Annotated in this window: 9 protein-coding genes; 2 read left to right on the top strand and 7 right to left on the bottom strand. The window is 64.3% G+C overall.

Translation table 11 applies throughout. The features are described from left to right. The first annotated feature begins 336 nt into the window (after positions 1-336). A complete protein-coding gene (locus Pla175_RS13070; protein ID WP_145285434.1) occupies positions 337-1,062 on the top strand; it encodes an Ntn hydrolase family protein in 726 nt (241 codons plus the stop codon). 57 nt (positions 1,063-1,119) lie between these two features. Then, positions 1,120-1,962 carry a transglutaminase-like domain-containing protein gene (locus Pla175_RS13065; protein ID WP_145285431.1) on the top strand — a complete coding sequence of 281 codons (843 nt, stop codon included), beginning with the start codon at positions 1,120-1,122 and terminating at the stop codon, positions 1,960-1,962. A gap of 1,453 nt (positions 1,963-3,415) precedes the next feature. On the opposite strand, the gene Pla175_RS25995 is transcribed toward Pla175_RS13065, so the two are convergent. From Pla175_RS25995 to Pla175_RS13035, 7 genes are all read right to left on the bottom strand, one after another. Then, positions 3,416-4,033, bottom strand: a complete 618-nt coding sequence (locus Pla175_RS25995; RefSeq protein ID WP_197526775.1) for a hypothetical protein — start codon at positions 4,031-4,033, stop codon at positions 3,416-3,418. 96 nt (positions 4,034-4,129) lie between these two features. Further along, a complete protein-coding gene (locus tag Pla175_RS25990; protein ID WP_197526774.1) occupies positions 4,130-4,816 on the bottom strand; it encodes a pectate lyase family protein in 687 nt (228 codons plus the stop codon). Positions 4,817-4,880: 64 nt separating this feature from the next. Then, positions 4,881-6,488, bottom strand: coding sequence for a nucleoside hydrolase-like domain-containing protein (locus Pla175_RS13055; RefSeq protein ID WP_145292088.1), 1,608 nt, complete (start codon positions 6,486-6,488; stop codon positions 4,881-4,883). Between the two features lie 641 nt (positions 6,489-7,129). Beyond that, positions 7,130-8,464 carry a Gfo/Idh/MocA family protein gene (locus Pla175_RS13050; RefSeq protein WP_145285428.1) on the bottom strand — a complete coding sequence of 445 codons (1,335 nt, stop codon included), beginning with the start codon at positions 8,462-8,464 and terminating at the stop codon, positions 7,130-7,132. A gap of 25 nt (positions 8,465-8,489) precedes the next feature. After that, the gene (locus tag Pla175_RS13045; RefSeq protein WP_145285425.1) at positions 8,490-9,530 is read right to left on the bottom strand and encodes a nucleoside hydrolase; all 1,041 of its coding nucleotides are present in this window, start codon (positions 9,528-9,530) and stop codon (positions 8,490-8,492) included. 373 nt (positions 9,531-9,903) lie between these two features. Further along, positions 9,904-10,917 (bottom strand): class I SAM-dependent methyltransferase, encoded by a 1,014-nt coding sequence (locus Pla175_RS13040; RefSeq protein ID WP_145285422.1) that lies wholly within the window; start codon positions 10,915-10,917, stop codon positions 9,904-9,906. A gap of 738 nt (positions 10,918-11,655) precedes the next feature. Then, on the bottom strand, positions 11,656-12,684 hold the full coding sequence (locus Pla175_RS13035; RefSeq protein WP_145285419.1) for a DUF1559 domain-containing protein: 1,029 nt from the start codon (positions 12,682-12,684) through the stop codon (positions 11,656-11,658). Positions 12,685-12,808: the final 124 nt, after the last annotated feature.

Here is a 12,808-nt window from a genome sequence, read left to right as displayed (position 1 = left end):
GCGGCGCGTCAGCTTTGGAGGGGTCGGCTACTCGGGGCAATGGGTGCGGAAGAACCGGCGCCCGCAGGCGCGAGACGTCAATGGGCCTGCTGCGCGGAACGGCGCTGACCCTGGTCAAGAACAACACATCCCGCAGGCCCGGCGAAAAGCACGAACGCCTTACCGCGGCATGGCGCGATCCGTACTGACTCCAAACGCTCTGCGGGGCAGGAGTGAACCTGCAATCGTCCGGTCAATCGATCCGGTTGCGACCCGACCAGGGGGGCGCTAGAGAATGGTTGGGCCGAGCCATCCGTGCTAACCTGCGTCTGCGGGTTCGCAAGCCCTGGGCAAAACATGACATTCTGCGTTGGAATCAAGGTTCGTCAGGGGGTGGTCGCGTTAGCCGACACCCAGATCGTTCGCGGTAGCGAGCAGGTTAGCAAGCAGAAGCTTTCGATCCTGAGTCATGCGAACGACTCGCTGTTCGTCATGACCAGCGGACTGCGGTCGGTGCGGGACAAGTCCCTGACCTATCTCAGCGAGCAACTCGAACGGCAACCGCAGCCGATCGACCGACTCTTCAAGGTCGTGAACCTGTTCGGTGAGCAGATCCGCACGGTGCGCGAGGAGGACGGCGCGTCACTCGCGGCGAGCGGCATGGCCTGGGACCCGCACGCGATTATTGGGGGGTGTCTCCATCAGGACTTCTCTCCGCAGCTTTTCTTCGTTTACCCGCAAGGCAACTGGATCGAGTCGGCGGCCGATTCGCCCTATTTCATCATCGGGCGGACCCACTATGGAAAGCCGATCCTCGATCGCTTGCTCAACTTTGAGACCCCTCTCCGAACTGCCGTAGCGCTAGCGCTGTTGGCGTTCGACGCCACGCGCACGAGCGTTACCGACGTGGAGTGTCCGATCGATGTCGCGGTGATCGCCGAAGGGGATCGCCACGCTCGTTTTCAACGTTTTTGTGGGGATGAGATCAGTGGCGTGACCCGGTGGTGGACACAAACGTTGTCTCAGTCGCTCGCTTCACTCCCGATGGACTGGGCGGCCAATCTTTTCCAGGGCGAGGGTTGACACGACGCCAACGCCGCGACGCCCGCTCCATCGCAAGCCCCCAGAAAAATCTGAACCATGTCCAAGATCGACGTCCGTGCCGACCTGAAGTACGAAGTACGATTCGCTACCGTGTTCTTGTTTCAGATCGCTGCGGCGCGCACAGCACATCAAAAGGTGATCTGGGAGCAGCTGGAAATCGAACCCCAGCTAAACGTGGAGCGGTACCAGGTGGGGCTCGAGGGGAACCAACTGCACCGGATCGTTGTTCAGCCGTGTGAGTTGCGGCTTTCGTATCAAGCGAACGTCGAGTTGGCTCCGGAGGTATGCCGGCGAACCGCGGTGGGCGAATCGAGGACCTCGGGCATGCCTCCCGAGGTCCTGACCTACCTGAACCCAAGCCGGTATTGCGAGAGTGACCTGTTAGCGAGGTTCTCCTTCGAAGAATTCGGGCAGCTGCCGCGGGGCTTCAGCCGCGTGCAGGCGATCTGTGATTGGGTCTCTGAGCACCTCGATTACACCGCCGGCAGCACAACCTCGTCGACCACCGCTGCCGACGTCGTGCTGCAACGCACGGGCGTCTGTCGAGACTACGCGCATCTGGCGATCACGCTGTGCCGCGGCGTGGGCATCCCGGCGCGCTATGTGGCGGGCTACGCCGTTGGTCTGCAGCCGCCCGACTTTCACGGCTTCTTCGAGGCCTTCCTGGACGGTCAGTGGTACCTCTTCGATCCCACGCGGCTGGCGCCCGTGAGCGGACTGGTGCGAATCGGGGTCGGGCGAGACGCCGCCGATGTCTCGTTCGCAACTCTGACCGGAAACGCGCTGTTGGCCGAGAAGAGCGTATGGGCCGCCAACGCCGACATGAAGGACCCGCTCAACCCGCCCTCGGGGGACCCGCCGGCCGTTTCCACGGCGTGATTTCATCCTGGCGTCAACGCCGCCTGCCAATGCATACCCGCGTGTTTGCCGGCCGGTCGCTTCCGCCCCGCGGACAATGGACGAACCGTCTCTCTTGTCGTTCAAGGGCGCCGAATTTGACGCCGCCGAATCCAGCGTTGCGATTACACCCGCCATGCGCACCACAGGGACGGTGCGTCCCCGTCGAAATCGCGACCGAGGCAGGCAGCACTCGAGCGTCGAAAGCTCAACGCGGCTGCCTCGGTCCGCTTGCCGCAGGTCGGCCCGCGGGCGCCCCCCCGGGGGGCTCGCCTAACGGCGTGGCGGCAACGGTTGTATCGGCGTGCAGAGGGCCTCGGCAAACCGCTGCGAACGAAGCGACTTGCGTTTCAACGTACGAGCGTTCCGCTTCTCCTTCGTCCTCGATCCCACCTCCGTGCTACCCGCTGAGTTCTACGCACCCGGCAGCGCGCAACCCGGTCGATCTCGGTTTAGTTACGTGATAGCTTCGAAGTCGCCGAGGTGGACATCCCTTCGTTCAGATTTGGTGCCGCCAAAGTCGCCGCAAGTAGACCACGCGCGACGCGTTGGACAGTCGCCGCGGCTGCAGAGCTCTTCTTTGGGCGAGAACACGTCGGCAAGATTGCTGACGCTCCGTGCCGCTAAAGCTGATGCGCCGTTGGTCAGTTGGCCAGTTGGTCGCCCGATGGAAGTGAGCTGCAACTGCGTAGGTGAGCGTCGAACGCCAGCGGGAGCGGCCGGTCCACCTTCGACGCCGTTGATTATCTCAGAATTGCCGTTGTGTTCGCTCGACCGTCAGGCGTCGCGGTGGTCTGCGGGTGCGGTTCTCGACCCGAGCTTGGAGTGGATGGTCTAGGCGATCAGCAGCAATACTTCGTCCATGCGGGCGATCAGCCTGGCGGGCCTGCTGGGTCGGGGGCGAAAGAAGCGTCTGACGCGCTGCAAGAGCTGTGGCATGGGGAGGCCACTCGGGTAGGCAGTGGTTCGGCGAGCTCATTGTCGCCGATTGGGTCCCACGGTCTGATAGGAGCTGCGACGGATTCTAGGGGTCTCAGGGTAAACTATGCGGAGCAGCTGGCCCCTTGGGCAGCCCCCATGACACATTGCGTCTGACGGCTGCTGGTGGGGCCTGGCGGCTCGCCCCCAGGGCTGAGCTGCAGAGGTCCGATCTCCGCGAGGACTCCGCTGAAGCTTGGGGCCGACCATGGCCGCTCAGGGTTAGGCGCCCTCGAGCACAGTTGGCCTATCGGCGAGCCGAGGGAGGTGAGCTGCACCTCAGCAGCTTAGCGTCGGATGCAACTCGCTCTTGCTGGTCCAACCCAGCGCGATTTTAAGCCGACCGAGATCGCGGCCATCGTTGGTGCCCAGGAGATTGCAGGACGAACGAAGAGGCTGGCCGCGTTCGCCGCACCACACCGTACGCTGGCCGTCGGATGTGAGCCAGGTTCGATCCTCACTCAATACGGTTCAAGTAGGTCTCGAGCATGGTGTAGCCGTCAGCGGCCGTTTGGTTTCGGTCGCTTGCGTCGTTCGGGTTCAGGCCGTTGGACGATTCCCATTGATCGGGCATGCCGTCGTGGTCGGTGTCTCGGGGGGCGTCGGCACTGGTCAGTTCCGGCCAGCCACCGACGTCGGACTGAGAGTCAATGATGCCGGTCCTGACGGCCTGCCCAACGCCGGCGCGCCCGTTGTCGTAGCTTGCGCCGGCGTAGGTCGCCTTGCCTAGGCGGGTCTCTTCGATGACGCGTCGATCGACCGGGTCGCGCCTGGGCAGCGTGGCGCCAACGTTCTCCAAAACTAAGCGGTACGCCTCCTCGGCGGATTGTTGCTCGATCGCCATTGCCGGCCACGGCTCATCGAGCTTGATGTCTGCAATCACCTCCCCGCCACCCTGGGGCTGCACGCCGCCGTCCCAGTTGTCCGCGGTCACCGCGGCGTCGCCCACCATCACGTTGTCAGCGACGTACCAATCGCCGTAGTCCTCGTCGCCACGGGAAGTCGGGTTCGCGATGCGGTGCGACACTTCGCCGGGCTGCGTGGCGGGCCCCGGTTTGTAGTAGTTGGCGACCATATTGATGCGAGTGAAATTGAACCGATCGTTCCCCTGCTGCTGCTTTTCTCCGCCGTAGGAACTGTTGTATCCCCAGTTGTAGACAACGTTGTTTCGTTAGTCTGTATTGCCGCAGCCCGAAGCAAAGCGAGGATTGCGACTCGAGTGGTGCGCGAGCAGATTGTGGTGGTAGGTGCTGTGGTTCGAACCCCAGATGCCGCCAAAGCCGTGGTGACCCTTGTCGTGCTTCGACTGGTAGAGACTCTCCGAGATCAGGCACCATTGAACGGTGACGTTCTCGTTGTGGTAGATCGAGACCGCTTCGTCGACGCTCCAACTGGCGGAGCAGTGGTCGAGGATCAGGTTCTTGTTGTAGCGGCTCGAGACCGCGTCATCGGCGCGTCCCGCCTCATCGCCGTATCGAATCCGCAAGTAACGAACGATGACCTCATCGGCAGAAATCATCAGCGGAAAGCCACGCAGGCAGATGCCGTCCCCCGGCGCCGATTGTCCAGCGATCGTGATGTACGGGTTGCGGATGGTCAGCTGCTTCTTCAATGCAATCGCGCCCGACACCCGGAACACGATCGTCCGAGGGCCCGACGCTTCGACCGCTGCGCGAAGACTCCCTTCCCCCGAGTCGTTGAGGTTAGTCACCTCGTAGACGACGCCGCCCCGCCCGCCGATGGTGTGCTTGCCGTAACCCTCGGCGCCCGGGAAGGAAAGCAACTCGGCGGCAAAGCCGCTAGTCGCGACCGCGGAACCGATCAGCAGGGCAGCAACGTACCGCATTATTGTGTGCATCGTCCGTTCACTTGGTTCGGAAAGTGCCGCCCGGGTGGACCACGACGGCGGGAGAAGGCAGTTTCTATTCAACCTCGACAACCACGCGCTGGTACCGTGTCAGCGGTGGCGAGCCGTGGTCCGTCACTTCGCACACGATGTGAATCGTTTCGCCCGCGGCCGCGTCGGAGGGCGCTGTCAGCGAGGCCTCTTGCATCTTGAAGTCTTCAATCTCAATCGTCCCGCCGTACGAGCTCGGCTCCTGGTAATGCCACCATCGGTAATCCAGCTTGTCACCGTCGGGGTCGCTCGTACCCTGTGCGCTCAGGTTGACGGTCGCCTTCGGCCGAGCCTTCAAATTGTTGGCGTGGGCTAGCGCTGCCACGGGTGGATGATTCGATTCGCCATAGCGCTTTACGCACCAGTCGGCACGCGACGCAAAGTCGTTCTGGAAGGCGTCGGACCAACGCCAGATTGGCTTGAGGTACGCCGCTAGCTCCCGATCATCGGGACGTTCGTCCTTGATCCGCCTGCGTCCCCAGGCTGACCCGGTGTACCAGCGACCCTCAGGATACTGGTACGCCCGGTCAGCGACCGGGTCGAGCCACGTGTTGTCGCGTACCCTCGTATAGCGCCCGCCCCAGCCGCCCCAGCCGGGTGATTCGAGACTCCTGAGCCCATTGGGGATCGTGTGCATGAAGGCGGGCGAGTCCCCCTCGGAACGGAAGTCGCCGTTCACCTTTGCCTTGTAGAGCGAGCAGAGCGGGCCGTGGTCCTTGAGGACGTGCTGGTTCATCCACTTGCCGACGAAGAACGCCCGCTGCTCAGGCGGGATGATCGTATCCCAGTAGTACGCGAGGGCGAGGAACTGGTCGGAGATAATCGTTGGGATCTCGTACTTGCCCCAGTGAGGCCGGATGTAATCTTGGTAAGTCGCGTCTTGCTCCCAGATGAGGAAGAGGCGGAGCTTGTTCGCTACGTAGGCCATCTTCTCCGGATGCGACTCTTCGATCGTCTTCAGCGCGCGGGCGATCGTGTTCGTCCCGCCCCAGGCCTGGACCCACACGGGGCGGTTGTCCGATTCGTCTAAGAGTACTTTGACGATCTGCTGTGAACCGGGCGTAATGGCTTCCATCTCGCCCTCGGCTTCCACGTTGCCAAGGAACGTCACCGCTTGGAGATGCTCGGGCGTAGGGTACCGCGAGTCGTGCGTTAAGAGATTTGGATAGACCTCCGCGTAGGCGCGAAGGTACGGCTGAACCCAGTCGTCACCGGCCCATTTGTGCCCGCGCCAATGGTACTGAGAGCTTGAAGTAATGATGCCCTCGATGTCCCACTCGTTCGCGTAGAGCAGGAAGCGCACCATCGAGCACTCGTCGTCAATCTCGCCGTCGCTGGTGACGAGAACGCGAGGCCGCGGCGAATCGACTGTCGGAGCGGCGCCTGGCTCGCCTTTTGCGTTCAGGCAGGCAAGTGCGACGCTCGCTAGACAGGCTATCTCTAAGAGTAAGATCGTGGCGGAGTTTCTCACGATGGCTTTCCCCGGCGACGCGCACCGACCAAAAGGCGGCGGCTGTTGTTGTGGACGGATCTCGGTAGACCGAACGGTGGCTAAGGTAAACTTGGACGCCGGATAAGAAGGAAGAATGAGGAAGCGCAGAACGCCATGACCTCTGTGGTTCCACGCCGACATATCTTGGGCTAGCCACACAACTGTCGGATCGGAAAGCCGGCCTTGTTTCAAGTCGCTGGTCTGAGAATGGGGAATTCCACGCTCGGGCGGGCGTACCGGCCCGCGCCGCCACGGAACGGAAGGATGTTCGTCTCTCAACTGCAGGGCCACGACAGACAGCTGATAGCGTGAGTGAGTCGTTCGCGACAGCGGTTGTATCAGCCGCGGCGGATTGGAGGATCGGCTAAGTCGCTGAGGTGGACATTGTCGAACTTCACCCCAAGTTGGACGCCTGTCAAGTTAGCCCCGCCCTATTTCCTTGGTAGAATCCTGGTCTTTTTTCAGGAAGGACGAGTCGATGAGCGAGAAGAAGAAGCGTCGGAGTTGAACCTGATCACCGAAACTGCGGATCGTGCTTTCGGGGCTGGACGGCTCGGCGGAGGTCAGCGAGCTGCGCCGCCGGGAGGGGAGCAACCCGACACCGTACTGCGGCTGGAAGAAGCAGTTGTTGGGCTCTGCGGCGAGGGTCTTTGGCCGTGGGAGCGAGAGGCCTTCGGCGCAGCAGCAGCAGCAGCGGTTGGAGACGGACCTGCGGCGGGCGAGAAACGCGATTGGGCCGCTCGCAGTTCACTTCGCAGCGCCGCTTCTGGCGTATCGACCGGCTACGGATGAACCCAGGGCGCGCGGTAGGGGCGGGCCAGGAGCTTGTTGGCGTCGGGGTCGTCGACCACCGCGTGCTTCTCTGCATCCCAGGCGAGCTGCCGGCCGAGCCGCATCGAGAGGTTAGCCAGGATGCAGCTGGCGGCCGAAATGTGCCCCTGCTCGATGTCCGCCACGGGGCGGCTCCGCTGTTGGATCGCCTCGAGAAAGTCGCGTTGGTGCCGCCGGTTGGCCGCCGCGGTGAGGGGGTCGAGGTCTTTCTCTTGCTGATCCTGCGGGTACTTGTCGAACTCGTTGACGACCTCTCGGCGTAGCTTCTTGCCCGCTGCGTGGGGCTCGAACTCCCAGCGATTGACGCTTGCCTTGAGGGTCCCCTTCTCACCGTAGATAAACGCCCCCCACGGATACTCGGGCTTGGCGCTTTCGCCCCAGGAGCGGTGGGTCCACACGACATCGAAAGCGGGGAACGTGAAGCAGGCGGTTTGGGTGTCGGGGATGTTCGCCGTGCCCCCCCGGTCGACACGGATCCCGCCGTCGGAGTAGACCCGGCTGGGCCAGCCGAGCTTCAGCATCCACCGCACCATGTCGAGCATGTGGACCCCCATGTCGCCCATGATCCCGTTGCCGTACTCGGTGAACAGCCGCCACCGGCGGGGATGCACCAGCGGGTTGTAGGGCCGCATGGGCGCGGGCCCCGTCCAGAGGTCGTAGTCCAGATGCGGCGGGGGCGCGGCGTCCTCCGCCTTGCGGTTGTCCCGCATGTGGTAGTAACAACAAATCTCGACGTGGCCGATCGCTCCCAGCAGGCCCGGTTCGATCACTTCTTCGATCGCTTGCACCATGTGCGGCGTCGAACGACGCTGCATGCCGACCTGGACCACCCGCGTATGCCGCCTCGCCGCGGCGAGCATCGCCTGGCCCTCGACCACGTCTACGCTGATCGGCTTCTGACAGTAGACGTCAGCGCCCTGCTGGACCGCCTGGATCATCGGCAGCGCGTGCCAGTGATCGGGGGTCCCGATCAGCACGATGTCCAGCCCGTGATTCCCCAGCATCTCGCGGTAGTCTCGGTACGTGCGCGGCTGTTTGTTGGACTCCTGCCAGCGGGCCGCCCGCAGGGCGGCCTCGTCGAGCATCTTGGAATCGGGGTCGGCCAGACCGACCACGTCGACCTGCGCCACTTGGCAGAGCGCATAGAGGTCGGTCTTCCCGTACCACCCAGCACCGATGAGCCCCACCCGGGGGCGCTTGTCGACGTTCCGGGCGAAGGCGTGAGAACCGACCGCGCCGGCCGCCAGGGCGGCGAGGCTGGTCTTGAGAAAGCGGCGGCGTTTCATCGATCCTGTCTCCCGATGCGTTTCGCTAAGGGGCGGCCTGGAGACCCGGGCCGAGTCGGGGGGGCTGACTGGCGAGCTGAGCCAGGGCTTCGGTCGTTCTCAATACCTGGTCGCGATCGACCGTCAAGAACCGGTGCGGCCCGTCCGCGGAGGGTGTGAACCGGGTTGTCGCGTCCTGCTGGACCGCGACGCGGCCAGCGGGAGAGAGGCCGAAGTAGCCGCGGCAGGGCCGGATCGCGTAGAGCACGCTGGTGAGGTCCCAGCAGGGACGCTCGTGGGGGGTCGGCTGGTAGAGCTGGTACGCCTCCGCCAGCGGGTGGTGCGACGCGTAGCGGAAGTCGTTCTCGATGCTCGCGGCCGGGTACCGGACGGCCTGCCCCACTTCGAAACCGCTGAAAACAATGGGCGTCGGCCACCCGGCGGCCACCGCGCGGGCCGACGAGGCGTCCTTCTCGACGTTGTACTCACGCTTGGGCCGGCCGTCGACCGGCCCGTACGCCCCCGCCATCGCGCTGACGAACTTGACCTTGGCCTGGGCAAGGTCGCGCCCATTCAGTGGGCAGCGCCCGTCGGGGGGCGAATCGAGTAGCGCAGCCAGGTTGGTCGAAAAACCGACCTGCACGATGACGACCGACCGGTCGGGCTGCTCGGCAAGGACGCGTCGCAACAGCCCGATCGCCTCGGCTGCTTGATCGCCGGAAGTCAGGTCGTGCGGGTACCGCAGCGCTCCGTTGTCCGTCGCCTGGGCGAGGGGCAAGAAGCGGCTCTCCTGCGGGGTGACCCCGCTGTGCGTCACGCCGATCGGCGTGTCGCCCCGCCCGTAGAAGGTGTTGACCAAGTCGACGTACGGCGCGCATAGCGGGTGGTCCTTGGTGAGGGTGACCGCCAGCAGCTCGCATTCTCCCCGATCGGCGAGCGCATGGATCACCCCCAGGGCGAGCGCGTCGTCGACGTCGTTGCCCATGTCGGTGTCAAAGATCAGCCGTACCGGCTGCTCGGCCGCCGCGGCGCCCGCCGTGGCGGCCAAGAGCAGCAGCGCCGCGAGGGGCAGGCGGGTCGATAGCATGGCGAACCGTAGTGAACCGGCGGGTGCGAACGGCCCGACGCCCGGGCGTGCGTCGCCTCGGGGTCCGCCGTGTGGCGAACGGCCGCGCGGAGTGAGACAAGCGGGACGGCTCAATCATAGCAAGAAGCGGCGCCCCTTGGGAAACCCGGTGGTCGGCGTCCCGGCCGCAGACAAGCGGTTCCACCGAACCCACCGCATAAACATGGCCGCCGAAGGCCCGCGCCGCCTGGTCCGCTCAACCACCGTCGACGAGGAAGGGCAAATGCCACGGCCACCGAACCCCCAGGGGAGGGGTAGGGGAGGGGGAGGGTGCGCGCTCGGCGCCAAGCGGTCCGAACGTCGGCCGACCAGCGCCGGTTCCCCGCTGGGTCCTTCACCGCTTCTGCATCACCCACCGCACCAGCATCCCCACGCCGTCGTCGAAGTAGCGGTACGCGGACGGGAAGAAAACCAGGTAGCGGTTGTAGGTCTCGACGCCCACCAGCTCGATCGCCCGGTCGCGGTTGGCGACCAGGTTCTCGAACCACGCCCGCAGCGTCGGGCGGTAGTCGTGGATAGAGCGCTGCGTGATCGTGAACCCGGCGGCCTCGTTCCACTTCACGTGGTCCGCGTACGCGGAGTTGAGCGATCCCGGGAAAAACACCTGCCCGGCGACCGCGGTGGTGGGGATCCGCTTCTCGTTGCGGCAGAAGAAGTGCTGCACGAGGCGGCCCCCCGGCTTGAGCGCCCCGTGCAGCTTCTGCATCAGTGGGAAGATGTCCTTCGGGCGGACGTGCTCCCAGGCGCCGATCGAGTAGATCTTGTCATAGTGCTCAGCGGGATAGTCGGTCTTGATGAAGTCGCGGAACTCGACGTTGAACCCGTTGTTGTCCCCGTTGTAGGCGACCTGCTCCTGGGACAGCGTGAAGCCGTGCAGGTTGGCCTTGTCGTGGGTCTCTTCGTAGATCCGCTTGAGCATCGCGCCCCAGCCGCAGCCCAGTTCGAGGATCCGCTCGCCCGGTTTGGGGTCGATGAGCGAGACGAGGTGGTCCGCCTTGATCGCCTGCGCTTCCTCGATGGTTTCGCGGCCCGTCGGGAAGTCGGCGCACGTGTAGAACATGTACTTGCTGTCGAGGAACAGCTCGTAGAAGGCGTTGGAGACGTCGTAGTGCGCCGCGATGCCCCTGACGTGGGCTTGGCGCATCTTGCCCGCGATCAGCAGGCTCCGCATGAATGTCGGCGGGTAGTTCTTCCGCAGCCAGTCGAACGCCGGCGGCAGCCTCCCGGTGATCCGCTCCCAAACCTCGTCCGGGTCGAGCGGCCGCGGCGAACGCACCATCAGCCGTATCCAGCCGTACGAGGGGCCGTAGGTGATTGTCTCGACCGGGAACAGCAGGTAGCGGAGCATGGTGTTCTACATCAACGTAGGCGTCCGGTAGCAGGCCCGGGGCGGCAGTGGAAGGAGCGTTCGCCCCCGCCGATTCTACCACGCGGCGCAGGCCGAGTTGGCCCGCTCGCCGCGAATGGGGCCCGCAGCGGGGCGAGATCCGCTGTGTGGCTCACGATTAGAGCCTGAGGGTTGGACAGCGACCCCGCCAAAGCTCCCTTTACCGAGAGACCCGATTGGCGGGTGGCGTGGCGACGCATAGCAGGGACGACGGCCCGCGGGTCACGGCTTGAGATGTAAATCGAACGTTCGTTTGCCGGCTCGATCTCCACGGTCAGCTTGTTGTATTTGGCTGGCCACACCTGCACTAGGTTTCCGCCTTGAAACTTCTCGCCCGTCACGGGGTCCGCCGACACCGCACCCGAGCGTTTCCAAGCCTGAGCCTCTGCACGGCAGCTGCCCTGCATCAGCCTGCTCTCCGAGGCGACTTCATAGGCGCCGTCCTTGATAACGGCGCCGGACGTGGGCCCCGTGGTCCCCGCCATGGGCGTGAACTGCACGTAGCCTTACCCGACCGGCTCGCCGTCGAAACGGATGGCGCCGCTCTGCGGGCGCCGGTCAGAGCCGCCACACCCTGCCAGCGCAATGGTAAAACGCGGCTGCCGCCGCCCGGCGGACGCCGCTCGAAGGATCTCGTTTCAACATGGTCTCACAGGGCCAAACTTGCTGACGGCAAAAGGGCGCCCAGGCTGCCGGCGATCATTGAGGGGATACAACGTTGCCGTCATCGATCGCGGCACGCGCCCTCCAGGTGAGGGCGTCGATCTCGTCGGGGATAAAGTCGACGTGGCCGTCTCCGTAGGCGGCCAGCACCCCACCCGGATGGACGCTGCGAGCGCTGGCGTGAAACTGATCGTACTTGTCGCCGGCGCCAGGGATCGCCGGCATCCATGGGTTCGTCTCATTGACCAACCAGCTACGTCCCGCTCCCCCGATCGGCCCCGCGTCTGCGACGCCGTTGGGCGTGTTGAAGTGGGTGTACCACGAGGCCCCGGGCAGGAAGGATGTCCAAACCCCGCGGACATCGACACAGAACGTGGAACTGCAACTTCCCGCATTGGTGCCGTCATCATCCCTGCCACTCAGGACCTCACTGGCGACGATCACGTTGGAGCTCCCGTCGGTCATCTTTGCGAATGTGGTCTTGCTATCCACCCCGAACGCCCCGTCATTGGAGAAGTCAACAAGACTGCCGTTGTGCTTGTTCCAAATGGGCTGAGCCCCCTGATCGGCAAGCATCGTCGTGCTGCCGAAACAGGTGACGTAGTTTGAGCGGGAAAAAAGTCGATTCGCGTTGGTTGTCGCCACAAGCCTCCCCCCCGCGTCATCGGACGGACAGAAGAACGAAGGGATCCGTACGCCGGCCGAAGGGAAGTTCCCGTCGGCCTTCGCGTTGTAGTCCCAGCCCTCCTCGATCGAAGTCTCCTCCATATAAGGGAGCAAGAAGACCTGGGCGGTCGCGTTGAGCCCGATCGCGGCGTTCCCATCGATCCCCTTCGGGAACTTCCCCTGGGCGGACTCGTAACTGTGCATCGCCAGCGCGAACTGCTTGAGGTTGTTGGTGCATTGCGACCGACGCGCCGCTTCGCGCGCCGACTGGACCGCGGGCAGCAACAGCGCGACGAGGATGCCGATGATGGCGATCACCACCACCAGCAGCTCGACGAGCGTGAAGCCCCCGACGGTGGGTCGCGCGCTACGTGGCGCCGATCGAGTTGACCAAGCCATGGGACGGGATCCTTTCTTGTGGCGACACAAGGATGAGCAGCAGAAAAAGTATTGGGACGAACGTACAAGAGGAGCCAAGGTATTCTACGACGAATCCCCGACACAGGAAACGGACGCGGCACGC

It is taken from the genome of Pirellulimonas nuda (assembly GCF_007750855.1).
Taxonomy (GTDB): Bacteria; Planctomycetota; Planctomycetia; order Pirellulales; family Lacipirellulaceae; genus Pirellulimonas; species Pirellulimonas nuda.
The sequence above is the reverse complement of the archived record's forward strand: the minus strand, read 5'-3'. Positions and strand labels throughout refer to the sequence as shown.

Coding starts and splice junctions, on each gene's coding strand:
- Pla175_RS13040 (WP_145285422.1), bottom strand. CDS start 10,917: ATGCTCCGCTACCTGCTGTTCCCGGTCGAGACAATCACCTACGGCCCC.
- Pla175_RS13065 (WP_145285431.1), top strand. CDS start 1,120: ATGTCCAAGATCGACGTCCGTGCCGACCTGAAGTACGAAGTACGATTC.
- Pla175_RS25995 (WP_197526775.1), bottom strand. CDS start 4,033: ATGGTCGCCAACTACTACAAACCGGGGCCCGCCACGCAGCCCGGCGAA.
- Pla175_RS13035 (WP_145285419.1), bottom strand. CDS start 12,684: ATGGCTTGGTCAACTCGATCGGCGCCACGTAGCGCGCGACCCACCGTC.
- Pla175_RS13070 (WP_145285434.1), top strand. CDS start 337: ATGACATTCTGCGTTGGAATCAAGGTTCGTCAGGGGGTGGTCGCGTTA.
- Pla175_RS25990 (WP_197526774.1), bottom strand. CDS start 4,816: ATGCACACAATAATGCGGTACGTTGCTGCCCTGCTGATCGGTTCCGCG.
- Pla175_RS13055 (WP_145292088.1), bottom strand. CDS start 6,488: ATGTCGGCGTGGAACCACAGAGGTCATGGCGTTCTGCGCTTCCTCATT.
- Pla175_RS13050 (WP_145285428.1), bottom strand. CDS start 8,464: ATGAAACGCCGCCGCTTTCTCAAGACCAGCCTCGCCGCCCTGGCGGCC.
- Pla175_RS13045 (WP_145285425.1), bottom strand. CDS start 9,530: ATGCTATCGACCCGCCTGCCCCTCGCGGCGCTGCTGCTCTTGGCCGCC.